Origin of the sequence: Oscillibacter sp. (genome assembly GCF_032018205.1) — a bacterium.
Lineage (GTDB): Bacteria > Bacillota > Clostridia > Oscillospirales > Oscillospiraceae > Oscillibacter.
In genome coordinates, this window is sequence record NZ_DALZOY010000008.1 from 45,512 (window position 1) to 61,073 (window position 15,562).

Sequence of the window (15,562 nt, forward strand, 5' to 3'; positions counted from 1 at the left end):
ATTAGACTATCAGGTAGGTGATATTAAAGATATGCCAGAAAAAGTTCACCTTCGATTTCGATAATCGCTTCAATCGGTATCTTTGTCCCATCCATCATGAGAAGAACTCTCTCGTATTCATCGATCTTCTTTATTGTGCCGATTGAATTGATATATGCACCGCCGTCTTTTTTCGCATCGGCTTGGAAGTAAGTGATCTCGACCTCCGGATGGTTAAAAAGTTCATCCGACAGAATCCGCAGCTTCATTTCCAAAGCAGTCTTGGAGTCCTCATCCAGTTCTATCTGTTCATCCGTCAGCCGAGCAGTTTCTTTGACTGCTGCTTCATAACCAGTCAGAGCGGCAAAGGGAGAAAACTGTGCTGCTCGGTCGAGGGCAGGCATACGGGGACGGGTCGCAGAAACATGATGAGGTAAATTGATAATATCGTCATAAGAATTCTTCATGCCTTATGCCCTCCAATCTGGTTATTTCGGTCTATGGTCGTTGCACCTTCCTCCAAGTTGGTGCCTTTCAGGATTGCATTCTTTCCAAACTTTTTTTTGATCGCCAGCATCGCGCTCTGCATTTTCTTTTCCCGTTGGAGCTCGGCTTCTTCTTCCGCTTGCCTTTCACGGACTGCTTCATAGTCCGTAAATAAATCAAGCTGCTCAAAGGCTGCGGGTTTTGGCATTGACGCTTCATCAATCACATGGTTGGCAGTGATGTTGATTCTTCTGATCAGAAGTTTTTTGTCAACGATGCGGTCAAACAGTTCCATAACAGCCTTCATGATCAGTTTTGTCGAGGAAGTGTGTTTACCAAGATTGCCTGTGCCATGGGCGTGCTTTGGTATGGCGCGACCATAATGATCTGTGGTTACCTCGCCATGATAGGACTTCCTCAAATCCGGGTCCTGAAGGTTTTGAATGTCATAACCTATTGTTAAAACCAGCTGGTCGGTCACAAGCCCTTTGTCAACCAGATCCAGTACCAGCAGCTCGGTCATTTCACGAACAATCAGTTTTGCCTTGTCAAAGGAATAAGGACAATGCAGTACCTGACCAGATCCAATGCTGTTTGTGCTGGGCTTATATGCCTTGACGTCGGCCATGGTGCATGGCTCCCACCCCCAGGCATGATCGATCAGCAATTCCGCATTGATGCCGAACAGTTTATATAACAAGGCTTCATTGTAGTAATCAGTAGATCTACCAATGGAACATCGTGCAACGTCGCCCATTGTATAGAGTCCATATTCCTCAAGTTTTTTTGCATAGCCTTTTCCCACACGCCAGAAGTCAGTAAGAGGACGATGCGTCCATAGGGAGCGGCGGTAAGCCATCTCATCCAGTTCCGCAATCCGAACACCGTTTTTATCTGCCTGGATATGCTTTGCCCCAATGTCCATTGCAATTTTGCAGAGGTAGAGGTTTGTCCCAATGCCAGCGGTTGCTGTGATGCCAGTGGTGTCCAGGACATCAAGAATGATCTTCATGGCAAGCTCATGCGCTGTGAGCTGATAGGTATTCAAATATGCTGTAACGTCCATGAACACCTCATCAATAGAGTAAACATGGATGTCCTCGGGTGCAATATACTTAAGATAAATATTGTAAATGCTCGTGCTGTATTCCATATACACAGACATACGTGGAGGAGCAACGATATAATCAAGGGAGAGAGTTGGTGATGCTTTCAGTTCGGCATCATGATAAGATGCGCCAGTAAAACTGCGGCCAGATATTTTCTGTTGTCTTCGTGTATTGGCTTCCTTTACTTTTTGTACGACCTCAAACAGCCTGGCTCTTCCTGGAATGCCATATGCTTTCAGAGAAGGAGAAACCGCTAGGCAAATGGTCTTTTCTGTCCGGCAGGCATCAGCGACCACAAGGTTTGTGGTCATTGGATTAAGACCGCGTTCAATACACTCTACGGAAGCATAGAACGACTTCAGGTCGATAGCAATATAGGTTCTATTTTGTGACTTCATCGTTCATTGCCTCCTTTTAGCGTTTATCTACGCTGATTAAAATCAACCTGTTTTTATTACTCTTGATTCCATATAAACATCCTGCAATGCCTTTATAACTATATGCTTATCCTGCTCAGACAAAGTATCGCCAGCAAATAAACTGGCTAATCCGTCAATGAGCTCCTTCGCTTGCTTCATGCCCCGGCTTCCATACTGCTCAGTGGTGACGACAGTAAGCTCCTGATCCTCGGACAGCAGGTAGTTAACATCCACTCCGAAAAAGCTGGCAATCTTTTTATAGGCATCCCTGGAGCGGGGAAACGAGATCCCGGTTTCATATCGTGTGATCATGCGGCGGTTAATTTGCAGACCGTCTGCTGTTTCCTGTTGTGTTAAGCCAAGCCTGCTTCTTTCCTGCTTGAATTTATCCCCGAAGGTCATCCTGATGATCACTCCTTATACAATAAGAACACTGAACTGCTACAGCTTTCAATGAGCAGTTCAACTGCTCGTATTGTACGCATTATTTCGCTTTTTGTAAAGCGGTAACATTTGCATAGGATGTATGAACCTATGTTATCGTTATGATTTGGCTGCGATAACCCAAAGGTGCAGTGGAACACACCTCAATTTGTAGCGCCTTTTTAGTTTCACCTGAAACTGAGAGGGGCTTTTTCTTTTTCCCGAATCAACTATCATTAACAGAATAAGAAAACATGAGGCGTCGTCTTTGAAAAAAAGGCGGCGCCTTTTTTGTTTTCAGCGAAAGGAGCATAAACCATGAATCAAAAAGCAAATCCATTAGAAAAGCCGGGTGCGGGAGCAACCGGTCCCCCAAAACGTTATGGCGTGCCGCTCCCAGCCGAGCGTTCCCGATGCGATGGCTGTCCCTATCCCCGTGTCGGTTTCATTTGCTGGAGTCCGGATGGAACCTGTATGAAAACGGATGTTGATGCCATCAACCGCCGCAGTAAAGGCAGGTGAAAAAATGAACAGCATCATCAGCTGGGTAGGCGGAAAAAAAGCACTGCGGGAGCTAATCTATCAGCGAATGCCCAAAGAGTTCGGGCGGTACATTGAGGTTTTCGGCGGCGGGGGCTGGGTGCTGTTCGGTCGGCCGGTTGATACCGCCATGGAGGTGTACAACGATTTTAACTACGACCTCACGAACATGTTCCGGTGTGCTAAGGAGCAAACCCTTGCACTGATTCAGGAACTGAACTTTCTGCCGCTGAATGGGCGAGATGAGTTTGGTGTGCTTCGCAGATATTTGGAGAAGCAGGAATTCACCAGTGAGTATCTCGCAAAGGAGTTAGAGCTTGCCGAGCGATATCTCACCCCGCTTGAGCATGAAGACATCCGGCAGATTCTTACAGAGAAAGCAGTCATGAATGATGTGAAGCGCGCCGCCGCCTTCTATAAACTCATTCGATACAGTTACGGAAGCGGATGCACCAGCTTCGGCTGTCAGCCCTTTGATATCCGGAAAGTCTTCCACCTGCTCTGGCAGGCCAATGTTCGTTTAAAGGATACGGTCATAGAGAACAAGGACTTTGAAGACCTCATCCGACAGTACGACAGAGAAAATGCTTTTATTTATTGCGATCCTCCCTATTACCAGACAGAAGGACATTATGCTGTTGAATTCAGAAAAGAGGATCATTATCGTTTGCGGGACACGCTGACAGCCTGCAAGGGTAAATTTCTGGTCAGCTATAACGACTGCGAATTCATCAGGGAGCTGTATAAAGACTTCCAGATCGAATCGGTCAGCCGTCTCAATAATCTGGCGCAGCGCTATGACAATGGCAGTGAGTACGCTGAGGTGCTGATTTCAAACTACGACACTGAGGAACGGCTGCGAGATAGACCAACGCAAATGAATCTTTTTGATCCCGAACTTTTCTTCGGACAATCTTAACCCCGTAAGGGACAACTATGAAGGAGGAACTATTCTATGAAAATTATGAAAACAAAAGCGGTCGTCGATTCCCATGGACTTCTGACGCTTCCTGCAATTCCTGCAGGGCTGACACCCGGTGAACAGGTCGATGTCATTCTTGCATCCCAGGGGGAGGAATCAGCACCCTTGCTTTTACTTACCCAATCCGGCATCGATGTTGCCGTACCATTGTGTGCTTTGTCGGATGAACCGGATGATGAGGAAGAATCAGATGACGAGAACAGTTTGAATCTGCCGGCAGAGCTGCTGGAGGATGCGGGAATTGCTGCCGACAGCGCTCTGGAAATCATCTGTGGGGATGGTGCCATTGTCATTTTAGCCTCTGATATTTTAAATCAGCTGCCAGAGGAGCTGACCGGGCTCTTTCAAGAGCTTGGTATTCACCCCGATACCGTTCGGGAGGTTATGAGAAAGGAGGGTTACTTTGTATGAACGCCAAAAACACATACCGCATTATCGATAGTAAGGGCAGAGTGCTGATTCCCAAGGACATGCGCTCTGCATCCGGACTGGACTATGGCGATATCGTAAAGCTGAATGTCCGTCAAGGTGCAGTCAGCATTCAGAAGGTAGAGCTTATCGAGGTAGGCGACCAGTCACCCGAAGCGGTGGAAGCCTATGTTCGCGCCGCCATTAAGCGTATGCCGGATGACACGCAGCTAAGTCTTATAACCGATTTAACGGAGCTGCTCAAGCAAAGGAAGGAGAATTAATTCGTGGAAGAAAAAAAGCTTTTCACTTCGCAGGACTGCCGGCAGACAGGATATGATATCTCGCTGGAGGGAAAGGTGGTTGTACTGAGCTCAGCCGCACTGCCTGAATCCCATCGCAGTGCAGAGCATCAGTTATATTTCTGTACCGGTGGCTTTGGCAGCAAGCAAAATCCCAGTGGACGTGCGGTCTTTGCCGTATCTCTGGCAGATGGCGAACAGATACGCTGGAACCGCAGTGACATTCTCGGCATTGCGAAGCCTGAAATTCTTACGGACCATGCCAGACTCCAGCTGTCACAGCTTCGTCCGGCAGGAGCGCTGGACTTGAAAAATCATGAGCCTCAGTACAGCGGTTATTGTTTTCTGCCGGATGGTCGCTATACCTCTGGTGTGTGGCTTTGCAACCCCAAGGAGGTGCAGGACTACATCGACCTGCAGAAGGAATATCAGCATCGAATCATGGTCTGCGACAGGGATGATTTCTGCGTTCTTGAAATGGTGGATGGTAAACTCATCTATCCAACGCAGGAAATGCTGGATGCACATCGCAAAGAACAGGAACAAAATGGCGGCATGGAGCTGAAGCTGTAACGCATTGCAGATTTTGGCTCCTTTTATAAAAAACTGAAAGGAAGGTATTCTCATGGCAGAAAAGAAAAAGAGAAAGGTTGGCGTAATCGCCATTCTCATTCTCCTCCTGCTGCTGATCGGCGGCGGGATTTTTGTTTTTATGGAACAGCGACCCGATTTGTTTATCCCGGAGGATGAGATCCTCACCCGTGGTGAATTCGCCACTATTATGGTACGGGATATCCCGCTGGATACAAAGGATGTGGAGAAAGACCCGGCCAGCTTCCCTGATATTGACGGACATTGGTCAGAAAAGTACATTGAGGCGCTGATTGATGCAGGCATCATTGATCCTGCTGACTATCCGGATGGCTTCCATCCCGATGATCCAATCACCCGTGCCGAAATCATCAAAATGCTGGTGCGTATCAGCGGAAAGGATGAGGAAGCGAAAAATACCCAGGGACACAGCGGCTATGACGATGACAAGGACATTAAAGATGATGACAAGGGCTATATCATTATCGGCAAGGAGGAAGGTATTGCCGGAGAAAATTTTGATGGCAAATTGAAGCCGAATGATCCGGTTACCAAGGGTGAGGCCAAGGCTCTGATTGATAAAACGAAACCTCTTCCAACACCTACCCCCACACCGGAAATACCCAAGCCAACACCCGCGCCTAATACGCCCGATCCTGTGAAGCCGACACCTGTGAAACCAACACCGACACCCGGTGGAAATTCGGATGACGATGATGATTCAGGAAGCTCCGGCGGCTCCGGTGGTAGTTCAGGGAGCGGCTCCTATTCCTACCCGGATGCGCAGGTGCGTTTTGAACTTCTTGAAACCGCACATACCGATACTGAAATTAAGGTCATGCCGGTATGGAAATATATGCAGAGCTTTACATGGACGTTGAGTAAAACTGCCGTGGACGGCTCCGAGCAGACGGCAGAACTGACAGATGCCGGCACGCTCAGCCTGGAGGGCGGTATACTCCAGTTTAAGGAGCCGGGTAAATATACCCTGACCGCAACAGCGAAAAACGTCAGAGGAAAGGAAACCGTGCTATCCAAAACGGTGACGGTCTACCCGGTGGTTGACCTGACCTTCGCCCTGCCGGAAACCACTCACACAGACAAATCGGTGACCCTGTTCTATGCACCGGAAGTGCTCTATGGGCATGACATTGTGTGGACAGCAGAAAAAGACGGTGAAACAACAGCTCTTACCGATATGCTGGATGGTGCGCTTGGAAATGAGGGCGGCACCTTTGTGTTCAAGAGTTCCGGACAACAGACACTTACAGCATCCCTGACCGATGAAACTGGCCGCAGCTTTACCCATACGGAAAGTACAACAGTCTATCCCGTTGCAGAGATTACCTTTGGACTTCCTGAAGCAGCCCATACCGATACGGAGCTGGACATCTCTACCACACTGCTAAATGCAGATGATATGCCTGTGGTGTGGAGCCTTATGAAGAATGGAGAAACGGCTGAAATCGCAGAGGAACTGGAAGGCTCCCTGACCGATGAAGGCGGCAAAGTTCGTTTTAAGGACAAAGGCGTGTACCGTCTTACCGGAACGCTGACAGATGAAACTGGCAGAACCTTTGAAGCATCACAGGCCGTTACCATCTACCCGGTGGGCGCAGTTGGCTTCTATCTGCCGGAGATTTCCCATACAGACGAAAGTGTTCAGGTGCAGGCATCATTCCAACATCTTGGGACTGCTGAAATCCAGTGGTCGCTGACCCGAAACGGTGAAGCGGTCACGCTTTCGGATTATGTAGAAGGAACTCTGACCGGTACCGACAGCACCGTGCGCTTTAAGGAAAAGGGCGAATATATGCTGAAAGCCGCCTTTACAGACCCTGCTGGCAGAAGCTACAGCTATACTGCACCTATTAAGGTCTATCCGGTACTGCGTATCACCTACCAGCTGCCGGAAACTGCCCATACGGATACCCCCGTATCCATTATTCCAGAAATCTTGGAATTGGGGGATCTAAAGGTGGAGTGGCTGTTGGAGAACAGCTTTGGATTCCAGGATCTTGCAACTTATCTTGACGGTACGCTTACAAACAGCGGCGGCACCATCCGGTTCAAGCATGCAGGAATCTATGAGCTTATTGCCAGGATCACCGACGAAACCGGCCGTGTGTTCCTGTATGAGGACGGCGGAAGGATTGAAGTCCTGCCGGTGCTGACCCTTTCCTTCGAGCTGCCGGACGCCACCCATACCGACCGCACCCTTGACCTGCGTACCCGTGGCAATAACAATACGCTGCCAGTAGAATGGGTGCTCACAAAAGATGGGGAGCCGGTGGAGCTTACCAATGCATTGGAAGGCAGTTTGAATGCTTACGGCGGGAAAATCCGCTTTCAGGATGTCGGAACCTATACCCTGACTGCCTCCATGACGGATGCTCTTGACCGTGTATTCTCTTTCAGCGCAGCTACAACCGTCTACCCGGTACCTTCTGTTTCGCTGAGTGCGCCGCAAGTATGGTATGCAGGAGAAGCTGGAGCGGTTAGTGTCACCGGTACGGATCTAGAAAACCTCACAGCCAACTGGGCAGTCAGCAAGGATGCAGACGAAGCCAAGCCTTATGCTGCTTATGCTTCCGGTATGTTGACAGAAGAAGGTGGCTCCCTCGTTTTTCCTGCAAAAGGAACCTATGAGCTGACCCTGACCATGACGGACCCTGCCGGCCGTACCTACGAAAGAAAACGGAGCTTAACTGTCTATCCTATCCCAACCATGAACATCAGCGTTCCGGCATTGACCTACAGCGGGGATTCCATGGCAGTTACCGCTTCGGGCTCCGAGCTGGCGGAAACGAATATTGCTTGGCTCCTTTCTGTTGATGGCGGAGCCGCCAGACCATATGCTGAATATGCATCTGGAACTCTATCGTCCAACGGAGGAAATCTGCATATCTCGACCAATAAGACAATCTCTGTAAAGTTGATCGCAGAAGCAACAGATACAAACGACCGCAAGTTTACGTTTGTTTCAAATGCAGGAACAATCAAGCCTGTTGCCAGCTTCCCGTTTACCATTCCGTCCTCTGTTCATATCGGCGCTGGTTTTAATGTATCCCTGCCGGCAGCCACCGGACTGGATGGCAGAAATCTAGTGTGGGCGCTGACTAAGGGCGGCAGTCCGGCAGCTTACACCGGAAGTCTCACCAATAGTGGCGGCAATATCACCATCAGTGCCACAGGCAGCTATGTTCTGACTGCCAGCACCACAGACAGCACGGGACGCGCCTTTAGTTACTCTCAAAATGTCGCCATTACCAACAATGCACCGAACAAACCGACTGGAAGTGCTTCCGTTACCCGCACGGCTCAAAATGCCAAGCTGCGGGTGAATCTTACTGCATCGGCTACCGACCCGGATGGGGATGCTGTCACACTGGAATACTCCGGCAACACCGCCGACGGCTATTATGCCGTGGGAACTCACACCGTGAAGGTCCGTGCCAAGGATGCATGGGGGCTATATTCCGACTGGACGAATATCACCTTCACTGTAAGCAATTCTGCACCCGGCACCCCGGTGATTACCCGCACACCAAACGGCAACAGTATAGCGCCGGGCGTGTCCATCACCATTACCGCTTCCAGCAGCGATCCGGATGGAGATGCCATCACCTATATTTGGGAAGGGCGTCCCGCACAAACAAGTACTGCTTATCCGCTTGGCAAGAACATGGTGCGTGTGAAAGCCGTGGATTCCACTGGAGCCGAGTCGCCCTGGGCAGCAATCGTTTTCTTTGTAGCCGACCCGAATCGCGGCGGCGGCATGACTCTGACAGGCCCGGAATCAGTTATTCTGGAGCAGGGTATTTCCGGTGCGACCATTACCAATTACACCTTTACCGTGCCGCCTGTATCCGGGCATTCCGGCAATGACTACGGACGTGTCCGCGGATACAATACCTTGACCGGACAGTGGGATCAGCTCGACTACGGAACTACCACCAACGGTATCACCTTCAGCCGTTCCCTTTCGCCCGGCATCTACAGTCAATTGGAGATGTTTTATTATACAAATCACGACTGCATGTATAACAAATCAAACATTACCTACAGTGTGGAGTTTTACTTCCAATAATCAGCCTCACCTGGAAAGGAGGGCTTTTCATGAGTAACATTCAGATTAAAAACAACCGCATTCTGTACTACGGAAACACGGCAGGCTATCTCTCCGGGGAAAATGCTGTGGTCGATCCTATGTTCCAAACCGATGAACTGAAATCCTATCTCACAGAAAAAAAGGGACTGGAAGTGGAATGGACACCCGGCACCTTCGAGCGTCTGGCGGCGGGAACCCTCGATCCGGAGGGCAACGCTGCACTGTTAAGGCGCTGCCGTGTGTGGCAGATTGCACCTGAAACGGATGTGATGATGAAATTCATCAGCTATGATGACTTTACAAGACGTTTCGGAGAACCAGACCCTGCCAGCTATCAGGTAGTGTACGACGGCGAGGTGGACACCAATGATCTGGAAGCACTCTATACCAAATTTAATGTCGACCACCCACCCGACTATGAAGGGCACAGTCTGTCTATGTCAGATGTGCTGGAGCTGTATGATAAAAGCGGCAGCACCTTTCATTACTGTGATACCTTTGGTTTCAAGGAAATCTCATTTCAAGCGCCGGAGCAGGAACAAATTGAAGGGCCGCAAATGAATCTGTAGCCATAAACCATACAGCCATAGGGCTGTTTTTTATTGCCTGAAAATGAAGGAGGAAAACACATGAACCAGCAATTAACATCCATCAGAATCGATGCCCGTATCAATAAGATTCACTTAAATGGCAGAGTAAGAGCCTTTGCACCCATTACGCTTGCGGACTGCTTTGTTGTCCGGGGGCGTGAAGGTCATCGAAACACCCACCGGTCTGTTTGCTGCTATGCCCAGCCGCAGAAGTACCTCCGGCGAGTACCGGGACACCTGCTTTCCTATCGTAAAAGAGCTTCGGGAGCAGATCAACGAAGTGGTACTGGAAGCATACCGAAAGGCACTCTTGCAGGCCGGGGAGCAGACACTGCAAGTAGAAGAATCTGAAGAAGGAGGATTCCCCCATGAGTAAAACACAAACTGCACCGAAAGCCGCACCAACCGCCGCTGAACAGCCGCTCTCCATGAAGATCGATGTAAAAATCGGCTCCATTCGTCCGGATGGAAATGTCAGAGCGTATGCATCGGTCAACCTAAACGACTGCTTTGCTATCCGCAACGTTAAAATCGTGGACAGCACCAAGGGGCTGTTTATTGCCATGCCCAGCTATAAGGCGGGCAATGGCGAGTACAAGGATATCTGCTTCCCGGTCACCAAGGAGTTCCGCGAGCAGCTGAATCAAGCGGTTGTCGATGCCTACCAACAGGCACTGACACAGAGTCAGACCCAGGGCAGACAGCTGATGGAACAGGCTTCCCAGCCGGAACAGCAGCCCGGTATGCAGATGGCAGGGCTGTAGTCTTGCCTTGTCACCCATTCACCAATATTAAAAACCAAATCAAATAAAATGGAGGTCATTTCAATGAAAAAATTCGTATCCAAGGTAAGCAATAAGCTCACCACAAAGGCACTGGAAGCACAGGCTTTGCTCCGCAGAAAGGACGGGGAAAATTTCGTCGACACGGCCATCAAGATCCTTATGGCTGTTGTCATTGGGGCTCTGGTGCTGGCCGGACTGTATGCTCTGTTCGGGGAGACCGTCTTACCTACATTAAAACAGCGTATCGTTGATATGTTCAATTATGGTGGCTGATCCGTCGCTCCTGCTGCAGGGCGGCTTTTTTATTGTCCTGCTAACTGCGGTATCCGCTTGGGATATCTGCAAACGGATCGTCCCCGATATGCTGTGCCTATGCATCGTCCTGACCGCTCTGCTTGATTTTACGCCGGAAAAACTGCTTGGACTGATTCCCAGCCTCGTCCTGCTCAGTGCCGCCCTGTTATGGGGCGGCATGGGCGGCGGGGATATCAAGCTCATGGCGGCTTCCGGTCTGGTGCTGGGCTTTTACAACGGAATGACAGCGTTAGTGGCAGGACTTATCCTGCTTCTTCTGTTTCATATGCTGTGTTTTATCATCCAAAAACTGCGTGGGAGGACTGTGCCAAGGGCATACCCCCTCGCGCCTTTTCTATCCATTGGCTGTCTTGCAGCCTATTTTTTATTTTGAAGGAGGACTATCCCATGAAAAAAACATTAGTTACTGTCGCTTGTGTTGCCGTTCCGGTTGCTGCAGTTGCAGCACTGCTTATCCGCAGATTCCGAAACCGCCGCTTTTTTTAATTCTAATCCGAATGTTAATAGAAAGAAGGAGGAATTGTCTCTATGAGTTTTCTAAAAAACCGCACGATGCTGGGGGTACTCTGCATCGTGCTTTCGTTACTCATCTGCTTTGCGCTTACTCCGCTGTTTAACCAAAGCGTATCGCAGAAAACAAGTATTGTTCGGGTGGTAAAGGAGATCAAAGCCGGCGACCAGATCACAAAGGATACTGTGCAGACAGTGGAGGTGGGCGGATATAACCTGCCGGAGAACTTAATGCGCCAGCCTGAATCGGTGATAGGCAAATATGCCGAAGCGGACCTGTTTCCCGGAGATTATATCCTTACCGATAAGCTCTCTGACGTTCCAGCTGCTGAAAATGCCTATCTGTACAGCTTAAATGGTGACAAGCAGGCCATTTCGGTCAGCATCAAAAACTTTGCCCAAGGGCTTTCCGGCAAGCTCATCTCAGGCGATATTGTCTCGGTCATTGCACCGGACTATAAAAAACAGGGAGCCACAGTCATTCCCCCGGAACTGACCTATGTAGAGGTGATCGGCGTCACGGCCAGCACCGGCTATGACACAGATACCGGAGAGATTTCTGAAGAGGAAGATGAAAAGGAGCTTCCCTCTACTGTGACACTGTTGGTATCGCCCGAACAAGCAAAAATCCTTGCAGCGCTGGAAGCGGATGGAAAGCTCCACCTTTCACTTGTTTTCAGGGGGGCAAAGGAAAGTGCCGTTCAGTTTACTAAGCTGCAGGATGAGGTTATCGCCAAGCTGTATCCCGTACCGGTAGCATCGGACGATACTGAAGCGGCGCAGCCCTCCGGCACAGAACCCTCTGCTGAAACGGAGGCTCCTGCCACAGAAGCAGGAGGTGAATAAGATGCTGAACTTTATGAAGGGAAGCCTGTTCTCCCGAGATAAAACGGAAGCCCTGCCGGAGGAACCGGAACAGGATGTGCAGGTGCTGGCAGTATGGGGCAGCCCCGGCAGCGGCAAGACCACCGTTAGTGTGCGCCTTGCAAAATACCTTGCCGAACAAAAAAAGAACGTGGCACTTTTGCTGTGTGATATGACCGCCCCCATGCTTCCCTGCATCTGCCCTCCCGGTGACTTGGAGTGTGAACGCTCTCTTGGCAGTATCCTTGCCGCCACCCATGTAAGCGATCTGCTCATTGAACAGAACTGCGTGACCCATAAGAAAATCGGCAACCTGACCATGATCGGCATGCTCAAGGGAGAAAATGTGTTTACCTATCCGCCCTACAGCCAGGAGCTGGCGGCGGAACTGATCGACCACCTGCGAGACATCGCACCCTACATCATCATCGACTGTGGCAGCTATATTGCTCACGACATTCTGTCAGCGGTTTCTCTTCTGGAGGCGGACTCCGTTCTCCGTCTGGTAAACTGCGACTTAAAATCAATCAGCTATCTGTCCAGCCAGCTTCCCCTGCTGAAGGATCAGAAATGGGATGCAGATAAGCAGTATAAGGTGGCATCCAATGTACGCTCCAAGCAGGCAGGAGAGCATATTGAACAGGTGCTGGGCAATGTGGTATTTCAGCTCCCGCATTCCGATGAGCTGGAAAATCTGGCTCTCTGCGGAAATCTGTTTGGGGAGCTGAGCCTCAAGGATAGCCGGGGGTTTCGCAAGGAGATTGAAAAAATAGCAAAGGAGGTGTTTGGCGTATGAGCCGAAAGAAGCCTGGAAAAGCAGACCGGCAGACGGTATCTGCTCCAGTTATGAAAATAGATAAGACACGAACTGCGGCAGGCTCTCAGAGCCTGTTTTTTTCATCCTCAAATACCCATGAATTTGGTTCCGTCCTCCGGGAGGTGCAGGCGCATATTTCCTCCCATTATGCGGGACTCATTACGGATGGCAGTAACGGGGAGCGAAAAGAGCAGATCAAACGGTATATTGCCAAGTACCTCCAGGATAACCGGGTAGCAGTGGCGGGAATGACCGAGAACCAGCTCACTGACGCGCTTTATACCGAAATGGCCGAGTTTTCCTTCCTGACCAAGTACATCTTCGGGGAGGGCATTGAGGAAATTGACGTAAACGCCTGGGACGATGTGGAAGTTCAGTACAGCAACGGCATCACCAAGAAGCTTACGGAACACTTTGAAAGTCCCGAACACGCAATCAATGTGGTGCGCCGCATGCTGCATGTCTCCGGCATGGTGTTAGATAATGCCAGCCCTACTGCACTTGGGCATTTAAGCAAGAATATCCGTATTGCGGTTCTAAAGTCTCCAGTGGTGGATGAAGATGTTGGCGTAGCCGCCTCTATCCGTATTGTAAACCCGCAGTCCATGCAAAAGGATGACTTTACCGGAGGCGGCACAGCCACGGAGCCGATGCTGGACTTTTTATCGGAATGCCTGCGATACGGGGTGTCCACCTGTGTGGCTGGAGCCACCAGCTCCGGCAAGACCACGCTGGCAGGATGGCTTCTGACCACCATCCCGGATGGAAAGCGTATCTTTACCATTGAAAACGGCTCCCGCGAGCTTGCATTGGTAAGGCGCCAAGATGGGCAAGTCGTAAACAGTGTCATCCACACGCTGACCCGCGACAGTGAAAATGAACGGCAGCGGATTACGCAGACCAGTCTTCTGGATATGTCTCTGCGCTTTAACCCCGATTATGTAGTGGTGGGAGAAATGCGAAGCGCCGAGGCAAACGCAGCCCAGGAAGCAGCCCGAACTGGTATCACGGTATTGACCACTATTCACTCTAACAGCTGTGAGGCCACATGGCGCAGAATGGTATCCCTGTGCAAACGTGCGGTGGATATGTCTGATGAAACCCTCATGGCGTATGTGACAGAAGCCTATCCCCTTGTGGTGTTCTGCAAGCAGCTGGAGAATAAGGCCCGCCGCGTCATGGAAATTATGGAATGCGAGATCCTGCCGGACGGCACAAGAAACTTCCGTCCGCTGTTCCAGTACCACATCACCGAAAACCGTATGGAGAACGGGAAATTCATCATTGCCGGACACCATGAGATCGTGCAGGGCATCTCAGGAAGTCTGCAGAGAAGGCTATTGGAGAACGGCATGCCGCAAAGTACACTCAAGCGCATTCTTGCGATGGGAGGTGCCGCATGACAGGAATCCTTTTAACTGCCTGCATCGGTTTGATTGCAGGCAGTTTTCTCATCCTCGGCCTTTCTCCTCTGGAATTTACAGATGGTCTGTTTGGGTTTCTGACCCGAAAGGATCAAAGCATCCGTGCGCAGATCAATGAAAGCACGAACCGGAAAAAAGCCCGTTTTCTGCGCCGGGAGATCATTGAAGTGCAGGAGATCTTAAAACTCACCGGACGTGCAAGCCGCTTTTCCATGGTTTGCGCGGTATCGCTGTTACTTTTCGCGGCAGGGGCGGCCTTTGCTATTCTGCTAAACAACGTATTTCTTGTGCCAGTGCTGGCGGCGGGGCTGATGTCCCTGCCCTTTTGGTACATCCGGCTGACGTCAACTCATTACAAAAAGGCGGTGGCGGCCGAGCTGGAAACTGCGCTCTCCATCATTACAACCTCTTATCTAAGAAACGAGGATATACTCACCGCAATTGAGGAAAGCGTACAGTATTTGAATCCGCCGGTAAAAAACGTGTTTACAGAGTTTCTGGCACAAACGCAGCTCATTGACCCGGATGTGGAAGCTGCACTCCATGCCATGAAGCCAAAGATTCAGAACGATGTGTTCCACGAATGGGTGGATGCCATCAGCTCCTGCCGTTATGACAGAAGCCTAAAAACCACGCTGACGCCCATTGTCTCAAAGCTCAGCGATATGCGGATTATCAATGCGGAGCTGGAGTATCTGGTATCTGAACCACGCAAGGAATTTATCATTATGGCGATGCTGGTGGTGGGCAACATCCCTATCATGTACATGCTGAACCGGGATTGGTATCATACGCTGATGCACACCATGGTGGGACAGATTATTCTGGCAGTGTGTGCTGCCGCCATGTTTATCTCCACGGCCTTTGTCATTAAGCTGACCAAGCCCATTGAGTACAGGAGGTGACC

The 15,562-nt window shown here is 50.2% G+C and carries 17 protein-coding genes; 14 read left to right on the plus strand and 3 right to left on the minus strand.

Going from position 1 to position 15,562, the window contains the following annotated elements; all coding sequences use genetic code 11:
• Positions 1-23: 23 nt before the first annotated feature.
• From RTU96_RS07845 to RTU96_RS07855, 3 genes are read right to left on the minus strand one after another with little or no spacing between them, the layout of a single operon-like run.
• Positions 24-446 (minus strand): hypothetical protein, encoded by a 423-nt coding sequence (locus tag RTU96_RS07845; protein ID WP_154523869.1) that lies wholly within the window; start codon positions 444-446, stop codon positions 24-26.
• Positions 443-1,972, minus strand: a complete 1,530-nt coding sequence (locus RTU96_RS07850; RefSeq protein ID WP_154523872.1) for a DNA methylase — start codon at positions 1,970-1,972, stop codon at positions 443-445. Before RTU96_RS07850 ends, RTU96_RS07845 begins: the two co-directional genes overlap by 4 nt.
• A gap of 42 nt (positions 1,973-2,014) precedes the next feature.
• Positions 2,015-2,395, minus strand: a complete 381-nt coding sequence (locus RTU96_RS07855) for a helix-turn-helix domain-containing protein (RefSeq protein WP_154523875.1) — start codon at positions 2,393-2,395, stop codon at positions 2,015-2,017.
• Positions 2,396-2,942: 547 nt separating this feature from the next.
• Here RTU96_RS07855 and RTU96_RS07865 point away from each other — a divergent pair.
• The 14 genes from RTU96_RS07865 (at position 2,943) to RTU96_RS07930 (ending at position 15,560) form a co-directional block, all read left to right on the plus strand.
• Positions 2,943-3,875 carry a DNA adenine methylase gene (locus RTU96_RS07865; protein WP_154523881.1) on the plus strand — a complete coding sequence of 311 codons (933 nt, stop codon included), beginning with the start codon at positions 2,943-2,945 and terminating at the stop codon, positions 3,873-3,875.
• Positions 3,876-3,911: 36 nt separating this feature from the next.
• The gene (locus RTU96_RS07870) at positions 3,912-4,349 is read left to right on the plus strand and encodes a hypothetical protein (protein ID WP_154523884.1); all 438 of its coding nucleotides are present in this window, start codon (positions 3,912-3,914) and stop codon (positions 4,347-4,349) included.
• Positions 4,346-4,630: an AbrB/MazE/SpoVT family DNA-binding domain-containing protein gene (locus RTU96_RS07875; RefSeq protein WP_033165229.1), complete on the plus strand. Its 285-nt coding sequence runs from the start codon at positions 4,346-4,348 to the stop codon at positions 4,628-4,630. The genes RTU96_RS07870 and RTU96_RS07875 overlap by 4 nt, the downstream gene beginning before the upstream one ends.
• Positions 4,631-4,633: 3 nt before the next feature.
• Positions 4,634-5,221, plus strand: coding sequence for a hypothetical protein (locus tag RTU96_RS07880; protein ID WP_312636014.1), 588 nt, complete (start codon positions 4,634-4,636; stop codon positions 5,219-5,221).
• Between the two features lie 52 nt (positions 5,222-5,273).
• A complete protein-coding gene (locus RTU96_RS07885; RefSeq protein WP_154523887.1) occupies positions 5,274-9,329 on the plus strand; it encodes an S-layer homology domain-containing protein in 4,056 nt (1,351 codons plus the stop codon).
• 29 nt (positions 9,330-9,358) lie between these two features.
• Entirely contained in the window at positions 9,359-9,919 is a 561-nt protein-coding gene (locus RTU96_RS07890) for a YodL domain-containing protein (protein ID WP_154523890.1), read from the plus strand.
• Positions 9,920-10,082: 163 nt separating this feature from the next.
• Complete coding sequence (locus RTU96_RS07895; RefSeq protein WP_312636016.1) at positions 10,083-10,316, plus strand: SpoVG family protein; 234 nt, start codon at positions 10,083-10,085, stop codon at positions 10,314-10,316.
• Complete coding sequence (locus tag RTU96_RS07900) at positions 10,309-10,704, plus strand: SpoVG family protein (protein WP_154523896.1); 396 nt, start codon at positions 10,309-10,311, stop codon at positions 10,702-10,704. The genes RTU96_RS07895 and RTU96_RS07900 overlap by 8 nt, the downstream gene beginning before the upstream one ends.
• A gap of 63 nt (positions 10,705-10,767) precedes the next feature.
• The gene (locus tag RTU96_RS07905; RefSeq protein ID WP_024345959.1) at positions 10,768-10,998 is read left to right on the plus strand and encodes a DUF6133 family protein; all 231 of its coding nucleotides are present in this window, start codon (positions 10,768-10,770) and stop codon (positions 10,996-10,998) included.
• Positions 10,988-11,413 (plus strand): A24 family peptidase; A24 family peptidase; prepilin peptidase, encoded by a 426-nt coding sequence (locus tag RTU96_RS07910; protein WP_154523991.1) that lies wholly within the window; start codon positions 10,988-10,990, stop codon positions 11,411-11,413. Before RTU96_RS07905 ends, RTU96_RS07910 begins: the two co-directional genes overlap by 11 nt.
• A 155-nt stretch (positions 11,414-11,568) precedes the next feature.
• A complete protein-coding gene (gene cpaB, locus RTU96_RS07915; RefSeq protein ID WP_312636020.1) occupies positions 11,569-12,396 on the plus strand; it encodes a Flp pilus assembly protein CpaB in 828 nt (275 codons plus the stop codon).
• Between the two features lies 1 nt (position 12,397).
• Positions 12,398-13,210 (plus strand): AAA family ATPase, encoded by an 813-nt coding sequence (locus RTU96_RS07920; protein ID WP_154523902.1) that lies wholly within the window; start codon positions 12,398-12,400, stop codon positions 13,208-13,210.
• Between the two features lie 50 nt (positions 13,211-13,260).
• Complete coding sequence (locus RTU96_RS07925) at positions 13,261-14,634, plus strand: ATPase, T2SS/T4P/T4SS family (RefSeq protein WP_286173402.1); 1,374 nt, start codon at positions 13,261-13,263, stop codon at positions 14,632-14,634.
• Positions 14,631-15,560 carry a hypothetical protein gene (locus RTU96_RS07930; RefSeq protein WP_312636021.1) on the plus strand — a complete coding sequence of 310 codons (930 nt, stop codon included), beginning with the start codon at positions 14,631-14,633 and terminating at the stop codon, positions 15,558-15,560. Before RTU96_RS07925 ends, RTU96_RS07930 begins: the two co-directional genes overlap by 4 nt.
• Positions 15,561-15,562: the final 2 nt, after the last annotated feature.

What these genes read in the sequence shown, in the direction of transcription:
- RTU96_RS07845 (WP_154523869.1), bottom strand. Translation starts at nt 446, where the DNA reads ATGAAGAATTCTTATGACGATATTATCAATTTACCTCATCATGTTTCT.
- RTU96_RS07850 (WP_154523872.1), bottom strand. Translation starts at nt 1,972, where the DNA reads ATGAAGTCACAAAATAGAACCTATATTGCTATCGACCTGAAGTCGTTC.
- RTU96_RS07855 (WP_154523875.1), bottom strand. Translation starts at nt 2,395, where the DNA reads ATGACCTTCGGGGATAAATTCAAGCAGGAAAGAAGCAGGCTTGGCTTA.
- RTU96_RS07865 (WP_154523881.1), top strand. Translation starts at nt 2,943, where the DNA reads ATGAACAGCATCATCAGCTGGGTAGGCGGAAAAAAAGCACTGCGGGAG.
- RTU96_RS07870 (WP_154523884.1), top strand. Translation starts at nt 3,912, where the DNA reads ATGAAAATTATGAAAACAAAAGCGGTCGTCGATTCCCATGGACTTCTG.
- RTU96_RS07875 (WP_033165229.1), top strand. Translation starts at nt 4,346, where the DNA reads ATGAACGCCAAAAACACATACCGCATTATCGATAGTAAGGGCAGAGTG.
- RTU96_RS07885 (WP_154523887.1), top strand. Translation starts at nt 5,274, where the DNA reads ATGGCAGAAAAGAAAAAGAGAAAGGTTGGCGTAATCGCCATTCTCATT.
- RTU96_RS07890 (WP_154523890.1), top strand. Translation starts at nt 9,359, where the DNA reads ATGAGTAACATTCAGATTAAAAACAACCGCATTCTGTACTACGGAAAC.
- RTU96_RS07900 (WP_154523896.1), top strand. Translation starts at nt 10,309, where the DNA reads ATGAGTAAAACACAAACTGCACCGAAAGCCGCACCAACCGCCGCTGAA.
- RTU96_RS07905 (WP_024345959.1), top strand. Translation starts at nt 10,768, where the DNA reads ATGAAAAAATTCGTATCCAAGGTAAGCAATAAGCTCACCACAAAGGCA.
- RTU96_RS07910 (WP_154523991.1), top strand. Translation starts at nt 10,988, where the DNA reads ATGGTGGCTGATCCGTCGCTCCTGCTGCAGGGCGGCTTTTTTATTGTC.
- cpaB (WP_312636020.1), top strand. Translation starts at nt 11,569, where the DNA reads ATGAGTTTTCTAAAAAACCGCACGATGCTGGGGGTACTCTGCATCGTG.
- RTU96_RS07920 (WP_154523902.1), top strand. Translation starts at nt 12,398, where the DNA reads ATGCTGAACTTTATGAAGGGAAGCCTGTTCTCCCGAGATAAAACGGAA.
- RTU96_RS07925 (WP_286173402.1), top strand. Translation starts at nt 13,261, where the DNA reads ATGAAAATAGATAAGACACGAACTGCGGCAGGCTCTCAGAGCCTGTTT.
- RTU96_RS07930 (WP_312636021.1), top strand. Translation starts at nt 14,631, where the DNA reads ATGACAGGAATCCTTTTAACTGCCTGCATCGGTTTGATTGCAGGCAGT.